This window comes from Dasania sp. GY-MA-18 (assembly GCF_024734385.1).
Classification (GTDB): domain Bacteria; phylum Pseudomonadota; class Gammaproteobacteria; order Pseudomonadales; family Dasaniaceae; genus Dasania; species Dasania phycosphaerae.
The window spans coordinates 1-15,704 of the sequence record NZ_JANHAP010000009.1; the positions used below are offsets into that span (position 1 = coordinate 1).

Sequence of the window (15,704 nt, forward strand, 5' to 3'; positions counted from 1 at the left end):
GGGATTTTGCCCAAGGTAGTAAGGCATGGTCCGAAAACTGTGCGCGTTGCCACAACATGCGTAGTCCCTCTGACCTTCGCGATGATCAGTGGGTTACAACTGTGTTCCATATGAGAGTGAGAGCAGGACTTACTGGGCAGGAGACACGCGATATTCTGACTTTTTTACAAGGCTCAAATGCCAGAGTGGAAAATATCGATCTGGGTAAAGTTGAGTCCACGACAGCTGATTCTGCCAGCATCTCAGGAAAGCAGATTTATGAAAGCAATTGCCTTGCCTGCCACGGCGCGAACGGCAAAGGCAACATACCAGGGGTACCTGACTTTAACGCAAAAAATGGCCGACTATCGAAAAGTGATAGTGAGCTACTCAGCAATATCATCACTGGCATTCAAAGTCCGGGTAGCTCAATGCCAATGCCGCCGAGAGGTGGAAATAATCAGCTCTCGGATGCTGACCTGAATGCAGCATTGAAATATATCAAAGCAGCATTTTCTGAATAGCATTGAGCGCGACTAGGTACGTGCTTAATCAATTTTTATTAAAGGAGTACTTAAAATGTTAAACAGAATTATGAAGGTAACTTTTCTGGTGGTTTTTGTAGGGCTTTTAGTCGCCTGTTCTGGCAGTCAGTTTTATCACGAAAACATTATGAGGGGTAAGGTGGTCGGCATCGATAATGACGAAGTCGTTGTCTGCATAGGCAGTGAGGATGGCGCTGAAACGGGGCAAGAACTCCAGGTATACCGTTATGTTTGGGAAGGTGCTGAAGAGGAAGGTGATGATGACTATCGAGTTGATTATGTTGGCACCTTACAGATCAAGTCCGTAGTTAATGGCCATTTTGCACGGGCGATAAGCATGAAGGGCAATGTTAAGAAGCACGACATTGTAGAACTAAAAAAATGATGAAAAAGAAGCGAGACCACAGAGGCATGTTTTCATTCTCTACTCCCAAGCAGTTTGTATCGGCTTGGGGGCTCGCACTGGAGGATGAATCACAATGAAACGACATATTAGTTTCTATTCGAGGGCAGCGATCTGCCTGTTGAAGCAATTTGCGCGAGTAACAATCCATCGGCGTTGGCTGCTCTTAAGTGCAATCGCTTTAGGTGCCGCGAATAGCACTGTATACGCCAACGAATATGGCAGCGCTCCGGTATTGTCCGCGGGTTCTGCGGTTGAAGCCGCAATCCGGGACAACCCCAACCTTGCCGAGATGCAAACACGCTATGAAGCGTTGGCGGAAATCCCCTCACAGGTGGGCACGTTGCCGGACCCGATGGTTAGTGTCAATGCGATGAACTTCCCCACCGACACCTACGAACGGGATCAGGAAGCGATGACACAGTTCCAAGTAGGGTTCAGTCAGGTCTTTCCTTTTCCAGGAAAGTTGAGTTTAAAGGAAGAGGCCGCCGAGTACGATGCGCGGGCGGCGGGGCATTCTGTCGATGAGTCGCGTTTGCAGCTTATAAAGAATGTGAAGAGCAAATGGTGGCAGCTCTACTATATGGATCGTGCCCTAGAGACAGTGGACAGTAATCAAGCTTTGTTGCGTCAGTTTATTACCGTCGCTAAAACCAAATACGAAACCGGTAAGGGCTTACAACAGGATGTTTTGCTTTCACAGCTGGAACTCTCCCGATTAATGGATCAGGAAATTCAGCTAGAAGCCATACGGCGCAACCAGGCCATACAGCTCAATATCTTGATGGATAGACCTGCTAACGATCCTATAACGCTACCGGATAAGGTATCTAAAATGATGCCAAATCTTGTTGATGAGAGTGAGCTTTACCAGAAAGCGGCGTCCGTGCGACCGCGCTTGAAACAAATGGAAACGCAGATTGATGCTGCGAAATCCCGTCTCGATCTGGCCAAGCGCGATTATTATCCTGATTTTAAACTGGGTGTGACCTACGGTGATCGAACCGGGGACAATCCATTACCCCGAGGTAGAGCACGTTCAGATTTTGTTTCTGTCATGGTGGGAGTAAAAATCCCGCTCTACGCTGGCCGGAAACAATCCAAGGCAGTTTCTCAGAAAAGTTTAGAACTACAGAAAAACCGCTACGCACTGCTTGATGAAAAAGGCCTGGTGACGGCGGCAATTTCATCCGCCGTTACAGATTATCACCGGGCAAAGAAACAATATTCGCTCTTTGGTAGCGGTATTGTTCCGCAAGCTCAACAAACGGTTCAATCAATGTTGGCCGGTTACCAGGTCAGTGAAGTGGACTTCCTGAACTTGGTGCGAAGCCAAATGACCCTTTTTAATTACGAACTGCAATACTGGAAGGCGTTAAGCGATGCCAAGCAAGCATTAGCCCGCCTTGAGGCCGCCGTTGGCGAGGAAACTGTTTATGAGTAAATCTACCCTTTTAATCGCCATACTAATGCTAGGCATTGGGCTTGGTACTGGCTACTGGTTGTCCGGTAATAGCAGCTCGACAGTGGCAGTAACAGAGCAGGATAAAAAGCCTTTGTTTTACCGCGACCCGATGAACCCGAGCATTACATCGCCGGTACCAGCAAAAGACTCCATGGGTATGGATTACATACCTGTCTATGCGGATGAAGATAAACCATCGTCCGAACGGAAAATCCTTTTCTATCGGAACCCAATGAATCCATCAGTGACTTCGCCTGTACCGGCTAAGGATTCGATGGGAATGGATTATGTGCCGGTTTACGCCGACAACGAAGCCAGTGAAGTTGCAGGTACAGTGAAGATCGATCCGGTAGTGGTTCAGAATATTGGTGTTCGTACCGCCATAGCCAAGCAGGAGCCAATCAGCCGAACCATTCGTGCTGTTGGTCGAGTGGATTTTGATGAGGAGAGTATGGCGCGCTTCCATCCCAAAGTTGAAGGATGGATTGAAGAAATCCGTGTTGATAAGACGGGGCAGAATGTGGCTAAGGACGATATTCTGCTTAGTATTTACTCGCCTAAGTTGGTTTCGACTCAGCAGGAATATTTATTGGCACTCAATAACCTGTCTGCTTTGAGTAAAAGCCAATTTGAAGAAATCAGGCAAGGTGCAGAGGATCTGGTAAAGAGTTCTCGCGAACGTTTGGAATTACTGGACGTGCCTGAGCATCAGATTCAAGAGCTAGAACAAACCCGAAAAATTAAGAAAAGTTTGCATATACATTCACCGGTAGCCGGTACGGTTATTCGTATTGGCTCCCGCCAAGGGCAATATGTTACGCCAAAAACCGAGTTGTACATGATGGTTGACCTTAGCCAGGTATGGGTTTACGCCGATGTCTACGAATACGAACTACCCTGGGTCAAGCTTGGCGATGAAATTGAGATGACCTTGGCATCCGTACCCGGTAAAACCTTTAAAGGCTCTCTGGCCTATATCTACCCCTATGCGGAATCGAAAACACGGACCACGAAAGTACGTTTGGTGTTTGATAATCGTGAACTGTTACTGCGCCCGGATATGTTTGCGGAGGTCAGCATACAATCCGATACGCTGGATAACGCCGTCGTTGTACCCGCTGAATCGGTTATCCGCTCCGGTGGCAGGACGCAAGTTTTTGTTGTGAGAGGCCCCGGTAAATTCGAACCGAGAACCGTTAAGTTGGGTATTGAGTCCAGTGGCCAAGTGGCTGTACTGGAAGGTGTTGCGGCGGGCGAGGAGGTCGTGACCTCCGCCCAGTTCTTGGTAGATTCCGAATCCAAGTTGCGGGAAGCGACGGCCAAAATGATGGACGCGCTAAACAACTCTGAAGGTACTTCAGAAGATGATTCGAGGAGCGTGGAAAGCCACAAGGGGATGGTTCACGGCAGTGAGGAGATGACTGATCACTCCCAGATGCAGATGGAAAGTCACGCTGATATGGAAATGGATGAGCAGATAGATGGCTCAGGGCATGGAGTGCATGACCATGATTAATGCCATTATCAATGCCTCCTTGCGCGATCGTTTTATGGTGCTGATCGCGACTGTCATTATTGCGCTAGTCGGCTTGTTTGCTTATAAAAACGCCCCGCTGGACGCAATACCGGATTTATCGGATGTACAGGTCATCATCTTTACCGAATATCCCGGTCAGTCGCCACAAGTAGTAGAGGACCAGGTTACCTACCCGCTAACTACGTCGATGTTGGCGGTACCTCGTACCAAAGTGGTTAGGGGATACTCGTTCTTTGGTCTTTCCTTCGTGTACATCATTTTTGAAGATGGCACCGATATGTACTGGGCACGTTCTCGGGTGCTGGAATCTATTAACTATGTCAGTGGCCGATTACCGCAAGGCATTACACCGACGTTAGGGCCAGATGCAACAGGTGTTGGTTGGGTCTACGAATATGCACTGGTGGATAAAACGGGTAAACATGACTTAGCCCAACTCCGCTCTTTGCAGGATTGGTATTTACGTTACCCGTTGCAGACCGTTGAGGGTGTTTCAGAAGTCGCCTCAGTGGGAGGCTACGTTAAACAATATCAGGTAGAAGTCGATCCCAATGCCTTGTTGCGTTACAATATCCCGCTGAACAAAATTAAGATGGCCATCAAAATGTCCAACAAGGATGTGGGTGGGCGTCTGGTTGAGATGGCGGAAACCGAATATATGGTTCGGGGCCTGGGTTACATACAGTCGATTGATGATCTCAACAGTATTCCAGTAGCTGTTGATGCGAACGGTACGCCCATACGCCTACAGGATGTGGCGCATGTTCAAATTGGCCCTGAGCTGCGTCGAGGTCTCGTAGATTTGAATGGCGAGGGCGAGGTTGCCGGTGGTGTGGTGATTATGCGCTTCGGCGAAAATGCTCTGGCTACTATCCAAGCGGTGCGAGCTAAGTTAGAGGAATTGAAAGCCGGTTTACCAGACGGTGTAGAGATTGTCCCAGTCTATGATCGTGGTGACTTGATCGAGCGTGCAGTAAAAAGCCTGAACACCTCACTGATGCAGGAACTGATAATCGTCAGTTTAGTGGTTATCCTGTTTCTGCTACATGCACGCTCGGCTTTCGTGGCGATCATTACGCTGCCATTGGGTATTTTGATGGCTTTTATCGTCATGCGCCTCCAGGGGCTCAACGCCAATATTATGTCCTTGGGTGGTATTGCTATTACCATCGGCACCATGGTCGATGGGGCTATTGTGATGGTTGAGAATGCGCATAGTCGGTTAGCCGAAGCCAGTGAAAAAAAGGCAAGTGAAGGAAAAGGCAGTGAGCTGACACTGGATGAGCGCTGGAAGACGATTGGCGCGTCCTGTCATGAAGTCGGCCCGGCCCTGTTTTTCTCTCTGTTGGTCATTACAGTATCGTTTTTACCGATCTTTACTATGCAGGCCCAGGAAGGTCGGCTATTCAGCCCGCTGGCCTTTACCGCTACTTATGCTATGGCCGCTTCGGCAATTTTGGCTATTACCTTAGTACCAGTGATGATGGGCTATCTCCTACGAGGGAAAATCATTGCTGAACACAAGAATCCGATTAATCGGGCACTACATGCGTTGCATAAACCTGCGTTGACGCTGGCGATGCGGTGGAGAAGCATTACTTTAATTGTGGCTGTAGGCTTGTTGGCAGTGACCTACTATCCCTATTCCAAGCTGGGTAGCGAGTTTATGCCACCGTTGGATGAAGGCGATATTTTGTATATGCCGACTACCTTCCCTGGCATCTCCATTACCAAAGCCAAGGAGTTGTTGCAGCAAACCGACAAAATATTATCGACATTTCCTGAAGTGCATCATGTGTTCGGCAAAGTAGGGCGCGCGGAATCTGCAACAGACTCGGCACCTTTGGCCATGATAGAAACCACGGTTCGATTAAAACCGAAAGAGGAATGGCCAGACCCCAAAAAATCAACCAAAGACTTGATGAATGAAATGGATAAGGCGATTCAATTCCCTGGATTGGCTAACGCCTGGACAATGCCGATCAAAACCCGAATCGATATGTTATCGACGGGTATTAAAACGCCTATTGGTATCAAAGTCTCTGGCCCCGATCTGAATGTCTTACAACAGGTGTCTCAGGATATTGAGCAAGCCATGAAAACATTACCGGAGACTACTTCGGCCTTTGGTGACAGGGCAGTTGGAGGCTATTACCTGGACTTTAACATTAATCGGGAAAGCGCGGCGCGCTACGGGCTAACGGTTGGAGCGGTTCAGGATATTATTCAAAGCGCGATTGGCGGTATGAATATCACCGAAACTGTCGAGGGGCTTGAGCGGTATCCGGTCAATTTACGCTACCCGCGTGAGTTGCGCGATGACCTGGAAACCCTCAAGCGTGTATTAATACCCACGCCTACGGGCACTCAAATTCCCCTGGCGATGGTGGCGGATATTGACTATCAACGGGGTCCTCCGGTCATTAAAAGCGAAGATGCGCGGCCTAACGCCTGGATTTATGTTGATATTTCCACTTCGGATATCGGTGGTTATGTTGCCAGGGCAAAACGTGTTTTGGAAGAGCAGGTCACAGTGCCCTCTGGGTATACCATTACCTGGTCAGGGCAATTTGAGTACATGGAACGTGCTGCTGAGCGCCTGAGCATTGTGGCACCAGCAACGCTGCTTATTATTTTCCTACTCCTGTACTTCAATTTCCGAAACATCACCGAGCCATTAGTTGTGATGATGTCGATTCCGTTTGGTCTCGTAGGCGGAATCTGGCTTATCTATATCAATGATTACAATATGTCGGTGGCTGTTGCTGTGGGCTTTATTGCGTTGGCAGGGATGGCGGCAGAAATTGGTGTTCTGGTCTTAAGCTTTATTGATGTCGAGATCGCCAAACGACGCGCCGAGTCGAGGCAGTTGCTATCGCTAGAGGAAATAAAGGATGCGGTACTGTCAGCAACGTCAAAGCGGGTACGACCTGTGGCGATGACGGCCATATCCACGATGGCTGGACTGATTCCTATCATGCTAAGTAGCGGCACTGGCTCCGATGTTACGCACCGTATTGCCGCGCCGATGTTAGGCGGGATGTTGACGGTCATGATACTGAATCTTTTGGTACTGCCTGTGATTTATAGCCTTATTCTACAGCACCAAGAGAAACGCCGAGAGCTACCTACGAATACCGATTATCAAGCGTTAACTAAAGAAGGAGATACTGCGTGATCATAGCGATTGCTGTGTAACGCCTACCGACCAGAAATGAGATAGAACGAATTTGATGGCGCTAGCCTATACGGCCAATGTCATTGAAGTAACTGCGCTTAATACAAACGCTTCGCCAAATATAGCGATTCTGTTATGTAAGGCGCACATTGACATATTAAAGGAGAACATGATGAAACTGTTAAAAAATGCACTGTTAATCACGGCACTGGCTGTTGCACGCACTTAGCGTCGTTAATGCCCAGCATATGGGTATGTCTGAGAAACAGATGAGTAGTATGCAGACGCATATGAAAGAAATGAATACGTTACTGCAAAATATTAAGCAGGAATCCGACCCGGGTAAACGAGAAGTCTTACTTGAATCGCATGCGAAAAGTATGGAAAATATAATGGCTATGATGAAGGACAAACCCCATGCAATGGGACACGGTAAAAAACAAGGCCGGATGATGAAAAAAGGGTGTGCGGACGAGGGCGCTCGTTTCGACATGATGGAAAAACGTATGGAAACGATGGAACAAATGATGGAACAAATGATGGGCCATACAGTGGAAAAATCAAAGTCCAAACATAAACACAAAAAATAGATAATTGTACAAAGCAACCTTTTTGTTCGCTGAGCTTGCTTTGTAGGCATTTGATAAAAGGCCATCCGTCCTGGAGTAGGAGCATCCAGGTAGTACGGTTGAACGGGAAGGTATTCCCTGAGTGCCTTCTTCTTATATGCCGACAACATTGGTGTCAAAGCGTTTCTGTCATATTAAGATGTGGAGTCGCTTTGGCATTGTAAAAAACCGCAAACAAGAAAGGAGTGTGTTGATGCACTACCCCATAAAAGTACCCAAGCAATTGCTCGCGCATAGCCTGTGTTTGGTGATTACGATGATCAGCATGACAGCCTGCGCGGCTAGCCCAGATGAAAAAATAACACCGTCACAGTCGCCGCCGTCTGACCCTAACTCAGCACCCGATGGACCCTCAGCAGCAGTACAGTTTGACAAGATCCAGCAAACCCTCGGGCAGATGAATAACACGTTGAATAAAGCGCGCTCGGATGCACCCAGCGCCAAGGTGCCAGTGGCGAATGCGCCAGCACCCAAGGTAGCGAACAATGCCATGGAAATGACAAGCGATACACCTCAATCCCCATCCTCTATGTCCAAGGGTAAAATGATGAAATCGATGCCTTCCAATAAAACACCTGCCAAGAGGGGGATGGGTATGTGCAAAGGGATGATGTGCAAAAAGATGATGATGGGCATGTCGATGATGGGAGAGCCGCCTGCTCCTAAAGCGACTTCACTGCAAGCCCGCGATCCGTTGCCGGGTTATCCGAATGCGCCTCACCTCTATCATTTGGGGGAAGCGGATTTTTTTCTTGATCACGCGCAACACCTTGCTTTATCCCCTCAGCAGAGCGCGTCGTTGTCGGCGATCAAAAACCGTTGGACGGCGCAAGAAAAGGATATCGATGCACAGATTTCACAACAGGAACAGGCGCTTTGGCAAGCCACCGCAACAGGGCAACCTGACATTGTAGGTATTCGTAATAAAGTGACTGATATCGAAGCATTAAACAGTCAGTTCAGGTTGGCGTTTATTACCAGCGTAGGGAAGGCCGTGGCCGTTCTAACACCTGAACAAGTGGCGCTACTGATGCAAGCAGAGCAGTCCCAATGAGCGTGACGATGACAATACACCAGCGGCCGATGTTATTAGTAAAACATCTGTATACAGACCTGTGGGCACTCATACCGGTGTGCCTGGTCGGGGTTTTTTTAAGCTTGCCGGTGCACGCTCAGTTGTCGGACGAGGAACATCAAAGCCACCATCCGGACTTTTACGGCGAAAAGCAGCCCCAGGCCAACCAAGCCCAACAGACTAACAGCGCTGCACCTAATGCACCACAGTCAGCAGGCATGGGGAGCGGCATGGGCAAAGGCATGGGCAAAGGCATGGGAAAAATGATGGATACCATGATGGAAAAAATGGGGGCACCAAAACCCAAGGATCTGTATCCCTCGTTGATGCGCCTACCGGATATGCCCGCCGAGCAGCGCGATAAAGTCGAAGGCGATGCACAGCGGCGCATGGTAGAGGGGACCGTGATCATGCAGCAAGGGTTCGGTGCGCTGAGTCAGGCGAATGCGCGGCAAGATTTTGCGCTAATGCAGTTAGCGGTGAGCGATATTGAACAAGGGCTGGCGCAATACGACAGTGGGTTGGCGGCCAAACGGGCGTTGGCAGAGGGGCAAGCGCCTAGAAATATCGCCCTGCAATGGTTCAAACGCGAAATGAATTTGTTGCCAACCCTTTCCAATGATGAGCCGTATTTTTTTATGGGGATGTCACCACTACACACAAGCGTTATGATGATTTTGTTGTTGTTTGCTGCACTGATGATATGGATGTATCTGTTTAAAATGCGACGGGCAGCAGCATTGTTAGATGAATTACGTCACCGGCCAGTGGTTCCCGCTGCTGTGCCTGAACAACGTGATTCAATACCGTCCATTAACACGTCTAACGATGAAGAGTCGATCAGTGATTTGACGACGACACCTTTGGTGGAACCCACCAAAGGCAATCGATATACGGGTCGATTAAAGGTCGTCGGTATTTTTTCCGAAACACATGACGTGAAAACATTCAGGTTAGCGATGCCCACTGGGGAGCCGTTGCCGTTTACCTACGAACCGGGCCAGTTTCTGACGTTTACCTTGACGATCCCGGAGCAGGGTAAGCCGGTTAAGCGCTCCTACACCATTGCTTCCTCACCCACACAGCGTGATCACATCGAATTGACCATCAAACGGGAAGATCAGGGTCTAGTGTCGCGGTATATGCACGATACGGTGGTGTTGAGTGACCTATTGGATGTGAAAGTACCGAGCGGCCGATTTTATTTCAATGGCAGCGATACCGATAATGTTGTTTTGATCTCAGGTGGTGTGGGAATTACGCCAATGATGAGTGCAGTACGTTACTTGACGGATCAGTGTTGGCCCGGCGCGATTTACTTTCTGTTTTGTGCTCGTACCAATAATGATTTTATTTTCCAGCAAGAGCTAACGTATTTGCAAGCACGACACAAAAACTTGCACGTCCTTGTGAGCATGACACGAGCGGAGGGTACCAGTTGGATGGGGCCGCAGGGCCGCTTTACACCGCAACTCATTAATGATTTTGTGCCGGATATTGTGTCAAAGGAAATTCATATTTGCGGTCCTCAACCGATGATGGATGGTGTGACGTCGATGCTGAAGGAATTAGGCGTTCCCGAAATGCTCATCAAAACCGAAGCATTCGGTGCTGCCCCGGTCGCGAAAAAATCATCGCCCTCTGCGTCGACAGCCACTGCACCGTCGTCTGATACGGCAATCACAGCGCATTTTTTGACTTCACAAAAAACCGCCACAATGACGGCCGATGAAACGGTGCTGGAAGCAGCCGAGGCGGTGGACGTTGAGATTGAGAACTCATGCCGCGCTGGCAGTTGTGGAAGCTGCATGGTCAAGCTGGTGTCGGGCAGCGTGGTGATGGACGTTGATGACGGATTAGAGGAAGAAGACAAGGTTCAGGGGTATATTTTGGCCTGTCAAGCCATCCCTTCCACTGATATTGAGGTGGAGGCGTAACGGTATGAATACGCAAGAACGTCACCTCGTCACCGGCTTATTGGTGTTAATGCTACTACTCTGGGCGGGGTTTGTTTGGCACCGTGATCCGGCGTTTCCAGGCAGTTTTACCGGCGGCATGCTTGGTATTGCCGCTGCGGCGTTTATGTTTGTGCCCTTTGTGTATCTGGTGATCAAACGCATCAAACCGCTAAAAAAATGGGTTACCCGCCGCGTGTCGATGCCCAAACTTTTGTTGTGGCATATCTATGCCGGGATCATTGGTCCGATCCTGGGACTACTGCACAGTGCGCATCGCTTTGACAGCACTGTGGGTATCGCGTTGATCTTACTGATGTTCATTGTGGTGATCAGCGGGTTTGTCGGGCGCTATTTGCTAGGCCACATCTCGTCGGGTATTCGCGCAAAAACAGTGTTAAGGAATGATTTGTACCAGGAATTTCAGCAGGCTTCTTCAACGCTGTGTGATCAAGATCAGTGCGATCACGCTACGCGCCTGACCAACACACACCCGTCGTTATTGCCGGCGATGAGCCTGGCGGGATGGCATGAGCGGTCAATAGGGGATAGCCCTGCCGAAAAAATACCCCGTTTAGTGGATGCGCTTTCTGATATTGATTACAGCATCGCGATGCACGATATCATCAAGCGATGGTTTAAACGCTGGCTGAAATTTCATATCGTTATCTCCTGCACGCTGTATGCGCTGTTGATTTTTCATATTGCGGCTGAAATCTATTTTGGATTGAGGTGGCTATGAAGACAACACTATTGCTCGTGGTCGGTATTGGCGTGGTTGTTGCGCTGTTGAGTCACTATCTCCATTCACCGGAAGTAATGGCGGACATTGGCTGGGAACAAACCGTAGTACCTGGCAAGCTCAGTACTGCTCATGCGTTTTTAGACGACAACTGCGAAGCCTGCCACACACCGGTTCAGGGCATCGTGCGTGACAATTGTGTGGTGTGTCACGCCGATGATACCCACATTTTGCAGCGTCAACCCACCGCTTTTCATGCGGACATTAATGAGTGTGCAGTTTGTCATACAGAGCACCAGGGCCGCGAGTCCAAGATTTCAACGATGGATCATTCTGCACTGGCCACCATAGGACTGGATACGTTGGGGCAGTTCAAAGACCCCAATCATGAAGGCGTTATTGCAAAAGCGTTTCTTGAAGATTTGCTGGACTCGGGCAGAAGGCCAGGCCCATTGTTCGTACACCCTGATGTGTTGGCGCAAGAAGCCCTGTTGAATTGCAGTACCTGTCACGCCAATGATGATCGGCACTTGACCCTGTTTGGTCAGGACTGCGTGCAATGCCATCGTACCGATCAGTGGTCATTGCCGGAGTTTTTGCATCCCTCTAACCAGTCCCGTGATTGTAATCAGTGTCACGAAGCGCCGCCCAGCCATTATATGCAGCATTTTAAGATGATTTCAGCCAAGGTGGCCGGCGAACCCCACGCGCCCGTTGAACAGTGTTTTGCCTGCCATCAAAGCACGTCCTGGAACGATATCAAACGCGCTGGCTGGTACAAGCACCACTAACACAAGGAACGATGTATGGCTCTTAACAGTATTGCCCTCGGTGTGACCTTTTTGATTGGGGTAATGTTATTTCACCGGCGGATGATTGGGTCATCACAATGGCGTGCCACCGTCACGCCGCTGGCGTCGATTATTGGCAGCGGCTTTTTGATTATCGCACCGTTGTTGCATTCTGTGATGGGAAAATGGGCGTTACTGGGTATCGCGGGGCTATCCATTTTTGCCTATGGGCTGGGGTGGATTATTCGCTATAACATTGTCAATGCCGAACCGGCCCTGCAACGTGAAAAACAGGGCGTCATCGCGTGTCTGGAGCAGGCCGCCCAATGGAGTTTAGGGGTCGCGTTTGCGATCTCCGTGGCGTTCTACCTCAGCTTATTCATTGCTTTTATGTTTGATCGGATCGGCATCGTTGATGTTACTGCCTCAAAGTGGGCAACCACCGGGTTGTTGATGAGTATTATGGGCATTGCCTGGTGGCGCGGTGCACGCGGACTCGAATCGATAGAGCTGTTCGCGGTCTCGATCAAACTGGCCATCATCCTGGGGGTACTGGCCGCCTTGCTGGCCTATGATGTGCAATCCGGCACCACCTGGTTTGCCCACGACCCGATCGCTGACTTTACTACCGCACAGACGCTGGCGATGTTGGCCGGGATGTTAATGGTCACCCAAGGGTTTGAAACGGCCCGTTTTATGGGGGGGCAATATTCTGTAAGGCAGCGTGTAAACGCAGTCAAGTACTCCCAATGGATAGCGATTGCCTTGTACGTCACGTTTATCGGGCTTACCTGTCCTATCTTTTTGACCTATCCCATTGTTGAACTCAATGAAACAACCATCAGCGAGACGCTGGGCCAGGTGGTGTGGGTATTGCCCCTGTTACTGTTAGTCGCCGCCACGGCGAGTCAACTCAGCGCTGCCCTGGCGGATACGATTGGTGGCGGCGGCCTGTTGAAGGAACTGGTCAAGCTCCGCTTATCGACCAACGTGTATTACATGCTGATCATTGTGTTGGCGTTGATTCTGGTCTGGGTCGCCAATGTCTTTGAAATCATCAACTTCGCCTCCAAAGGCTTTGCCCTGTATTACCTGATCCAGGTGTTGATTGCATTGATACTGATGATCAGACAACCCCAGCACAGCGCCTGGAAAGGCTTGATGTTACTGGTGGGTGGTGTGATGGCCGGGCTGTTGGTCTTTGTTATCGGCTGGTCGATACCGGCCCCTCACAGTTGAGCGTAGGAGCCCTGAATGGAGATGACAGCTAACGAAAAACCGACTGGTCAAACCCAGAAAAAGGAGAGCGGTTCGCAAGAAGCAATGCAGTATAACGGCATAATCACCATCATTGGTGTGGGTAATCTGTTGCTCAGTGACGAAGGGGTGGGCGTGCATGTGGTGCGAAGTTTGACCGAGCAACTGGAGCACGACCAGCGGATCACGTGTATTGATGCGGGCACGCTGAGTTATGAATTACTGGAGTGGGTAGCGACGGCAGACGCCGTGTTATTAATCGACGCGGCTCAACTGGATGCACCCGCTGGCACAGTCGCGCAGTTTACCGATCACCAGGTGGAAGCGCATTTTGCGTTGGCGTCCTCCCAAACCGTCCATCAAATCAGCGTGCGTGATGTGCTGAATACGGCGCGCATTTTGTATCAGCGTCCCCGGCACTGGACCCTGATCGGGATTCAGCCGAGCATCATGACCTGGGGGGACACGCTGAGTGAACCGGTCACGCAAAACCTGCCTACGGTTTTTGCCGCTATCGCAGATACCTTACGGCATTGGGGTGTTGAAGTAGAAGATACTCTACATCCATCTTGCCACTTTTCAGGAGTAGAACAGTGACTCTGGATACAGACATTATTTTCACTACAGAACAACAGAAAACCACAGGTAATGTGTTGCCCCTACTGCACGAAATTCGCCACGCACTTGATACGTTAGTCGATGAAAAAAAACCTACAATCATCGACCTGCGGCGCATTCCCCTTAGTGCAGACGACGAAGAAAAGCTTGAGACCTTTTTAGGGACAGGCGAGGTAAGAGCAGAAATAAGTGCATTGGGGCCAACCGTCTTGCAAGAAACACTGTATTCAGGTGTGTGGATTGAGACTCACTACAACGAGCATGACGAGGTGATGGGAAAATTTATCACCATCGCCACGGCGCCACACATACTGCTGGCGCAAGACAGTGATATGGAAGCCGGGTTGACGCGCTTGACTCATGACCTGGACACACCTTTACCCTCAACAGGAGGATCATCACCTGATGATCCTCCTGTTGAACAACGTTAGGAGTTCTGCATGTCTTCTTCAATCTCGCTGGGCGAACGTTTATCGCAACAAGGGGTTAGCCGCCGAACCTTTGTTAAATTTTGTGCGACGACGGCTTCGTTACTCGCGCTGCCACAAACGGCGGTGCCGCAAATGGTAGCAGCACTCAGTGCCGCCAGACGTCCATCGGTGATCTGGTTGCCGTTTCAGGAATGCACCGGGTGTACAGAGGCGATATTACGCTCCCACGCACCCACCCTGGAAAGCCTGATTTTTGACAGTATCTAGCTGGATTATCAGCACACCATTATGGCGGCGGCGGGCGATCAAGCCGAACGCTCACGCCATGATGCCATGCGTGACAACAAAGGGCAGTACCTGCTATTAGTTGATGGATCAGTGCCGCTTGGGAATAAAGGGTATTCCACCATTAGTGGGCAAAGCAATGTTGACATGTTAGTGGAAAGCGCCAAAGATGCTGCTGCTATTGTTGCCATTGGTACCTGTGCCTCGTTTGGCGGCATTCCCAAAGCGAACCCTAATCCAACCGGCGCGGTCTCGGTCAGCAATATCATCACTGATAAGCCGATCATCAATGTCTCGGGTTGCCCCCCCTTGCCAATTGCCATCACGGCTGTGTTGGCCCACTACCTGACCTTTAATACGCTACCAGCGTTGGATTCTCTTAACCGACCGCTGGCTTTTTTTGGGGATACTATCCACGACCGGTGTTACCGACGCCCTTTCTTTGAACAGCGAAAATTTGCCAAATCCTTTGATGACGAAGGCGCTAAAAATGGTTGGTGTTTGTTTGAGCTTGGCTGTAAAGGCCCGGAAACTTATAACGCCTGTGCCACGGTGAAATGGAACCAGGGCACCAGTTTCCCCATAGAATCCGGTCATCCTTGCCTGGGCTGTTCAGAACCGGATTTTTGGGATCACGGCAGTTTTTATCAATCACTCTTTCCGTGGGAGCGTTATAAAGCCAAACCGGGGGCAGGCAAAGGTGGGCCCAATCATTGAATATTGACATTAACTGGCAGGAACATGAGCGATGAGTGAACAAAAAAGTACTGATCGACTGGTGGTTGATCCCATCACGCGGATTGAGGGACATTTG

At 49.8% G+C, this 15,704-nt stretch carries 15 protein-coding genes; all 15 read left to right on the forward strand.

The window, feature by feature from the left end:
• A partial coding sequence (locus NO559_RS11380; RefSeq protein ID WP_258331962.1) for a cytochrome c occupies window positions 1-503 on the forward strand: 503 nt, incomplete at its 5' end.
• Between the two features lie 55 nt (window positions 504-558).
• Window positions 559-909, forward strand: a complete 351-nt coding sequence (locus tag NO559_RS11385; protein ID WP_258331963.1) for a hypothetical protein — start codon at window positions 559-561, stop codon at window positions 907-909.
• 94 nt (window positions 910-1,003) lie between these two features.
• Window positions 1,004-2,371, forward strand: a complete 1,368-nt coding sequence (locus NO559_RS11390; RefSeq protein ID WP_258331964.1) for a TolC family protein — start codon at window positions 1,004-1,006, stop codon at window positions 2,369-2,371.
• Complete coding sequence (locus tag NO559_RS11395) at window positions 2,364-3,908, forward strand: efflux RND transporter periplasmic adaptor subunit (protein ID WP_258331965.1); 1,545 nt, start codon at window positions 2,364-2,366, stop codon at window positions 3,906-3,908. The genes NO559_RS11390 and NO559_RS11395 overlap by 8 nt, the downstream gene beginning before the upstream one ends.
• Window positions 3,901-7,107 (forward strand): efflux RND transporter permease subunit, encoded by a 3,207-nt coding sequence (locus NO559_RS11400; RefSeq protein WP_258331966.1) that lies wholly within the window; start codon window positions 3,901-3,903, stop codon window positions 7,105-7,107. The genes NO559_RS11395 and NO559_RS11400 overlap by 8 nt, the downstream gene beginning before the upstream one ends.
• A 254-nt stretch (window positions 7,108-7,361) precedes the next feature.
• Window positions 7,362-7,697 (forward strand): hypothetical protein, encoded by a 336-nt coding sequence (locus NO559_RS11405; protein ID WP_258331967.1) that lies wholly within the window; start codon window positions 7,362-7,364, stop codon window positions 7,695-7,697.
• A gap of 232 nt (window positions 7,698-7,929) precedes the next feature.
• Entirely contained in the window at window positions 7,930-8,790 is an 861-nt protein-coding gene (locus tag NO559_RS11410) for a hypothetical protein (protein ID WP_258331968.1), read from the forward strand.
• Window positions 8,787-10,748, forward strand: coding sequence for a 2Fe-2S iron-sulfur cluster-binding protein (locus NO559_RS11415; RefSeq protein WP_258331969.1), 1,962 nt, complete (start codon window positions 8,787-8,789; stop codon window positions 10,746-10,748). The genes NO559_RS11410 and NO559_RS11415 overlap by 4 nt, the downstream gene beginning before the upstream one ends.
• Window positions 10,749-10,752: 4 nt before the next feature.
• Entirely contained in the window at window positions 10,753-11,508 is a 756-nt protein-coding gene (locus tag NO559_RS11420) for a hypothetical protein (protein ID WP_258331970.1), read from the forward strand.
• Window positions 11,505-12,299, forward strand: a complete 795-nt coding sequence (locus NO559_RS11425) for a cytochrome C (protein ID WP_258331971.1) — start codon at window positions 11,505-11,507, stop codon at window positions 12,297-12,299. The genes NO559_RS11420 and NO559_RS11425 overlap by 4 nt, the downstream gene beginning before the upstream one ends.
• A gap of 15 nt (window positions 12,300-12,314) precedes the next feature.
• Window positions 12,315-13,538: a hypothetical protein gene (locus NO559_RS11430; protein WP_258331972.1), complete on the forward strand. Its 1,224-nt coding sequence runs from the start codon at window positions 12,315-12,317 to the stop codon at window positions 13,536-13,538.
• Window positions 13,539-13,553: 15 nt separating this feature from the next.
• Window positions 13,554-14,153 carry a HyaD/HybD family hydrogenase maturation endopeptidase gene (locus NO559_RS11435; protein WP_258331973.1) on the forward strand — a complete coding sequence of 200 codons (600 nt, stop codon included), beginning with the start codon at window positions 13,554-13,556 and terminating at the stop codon, window positions 14,151-14,153.
• Window positions 14,150-14,605, forward strand: coding sequence for a hydrogenase expression/formation protein (locus tag NO559_RS11440; protein WP_258331974.1), 456 nt, complete (start codon window positions 14,150-14,152; stop codon window positions 14,603-14,605). Before NO559_RS11435 ends, NO559_RS11440 begins: the two co-directional genes overlap by 4 nt.
• Before the next feature lie 9 nt (window positions 14,606-14,614).
• Window positions 14,615-14,872 (forward strand): twin-arginine translocation signal domain-containing protein, encoded by a 258-nt coding sequence (locus NO559_RS11445; protein ID WP_258331975.1) that lies wholly within the window; start codon window positions 14,615-14,617, stop codon window positions 14,870-14,872.
• Entirely contained in the window at window positions 14,873-15,607 is a 735-nt protein-coding gene (locus NO559_RS11450; RefSeq protein WP_258332158.1) for a hydrogenase small subunit, read from the forward strand. It begins immediately after the preceding gene.
• Window positions 15,608-15,704: the final 97 nt, after the last annotated feature.

What these genes read in the sequence shown, in the direction of transcription:
- NO559_RS11385 (WP_258331963.1), top strand. Translation starts at nt 559, where the DNA reads ATGTTAAACAGAATTATGAAGGTAACTTTTCTGGTGGTTTTTGTAGGG.
- NO559_RS11390 (WP_258331964.1), top strand. Translation starts at nt 1,004, where the DNA reads ATGAAACGACATATTAGTTTCTATTCGAGGGCAGCGATCTGCCTGTTG.
- NO559_RS11395 (WP_258331965.1), top strand. Translation starts at nt 2,364, where the DNA reads ATGAGTAAATCTACCCTTTTAATCGCCATACTAATGCTAGGCATTGGG.
- NO559_RS11400 (WP_258331966.1), top strand. Translation starts at nt 3,901, where the DNA reads ATGATTAATGCCATTATCAATGCCTCCTTGCGCGATCGTTTTATGGTG.
- NO559_RS11405 (WP_258331967.1), top strand. Translation starts at nt 7,362, where the DNA reads ATGTCTGAGAAACAGATGAGTAGTATGCAGACGCATATGAAAGAAATG.
- NO559_RS11410 (WP_258331968.1), top strand. Translation starts at nt 7,930, where the DNA reads ATGCACTACCCCATAAAAGTACCCAAGCAATTGCTCGCGCATAGCCTG.
- NO559_RS11415 (WP_258331969.1), top strand. Translation starts at nt 8,787, where the DNA reads ATGAGCGTGACGATGACAATACACCAGCGGCCGATGTTATTAGTAAAA.
- NO559_RS11420 (WP_258331970.1), top strand. Translation starts at nt 10,753, where the DNA reads ATGAATACGCAAGAACGTCACCTCGTCACCGGCTTATTGGTGTTAATG.
- NO559_RS11425 (WP_258331971.1), top strand. Translation starts at nt 11,505, where the DNA reads ATGAAGACAACACTATTGCTCGTGGTCGGTATTGGCGTGGTTGTTGCG.
- NO559_RS11430 (WP_258331972.1), top strand. Translation starts at nt 12,315, where the DNA reads ATGGCTCTTAACAGTATTGCCCTCGGTGTGACCTTTTTGATTGGGGTA.
- NO559_RS11435 (WP_258331973.1), top strand. Translation starts at nt 13,554, where the DNA reads ATGGAGATGACAGCTAACGAAAAACCGACTGGTCAAACCCAGAAAAAG.
- NO559_RS11445 (WP_258331975.1), top strand. Translation starts at nt 14,615, where the DNA reads ATGTCTTCTTCAATCTCGCTGGGCGAACGTTTATCGCAACAAGGGGTT.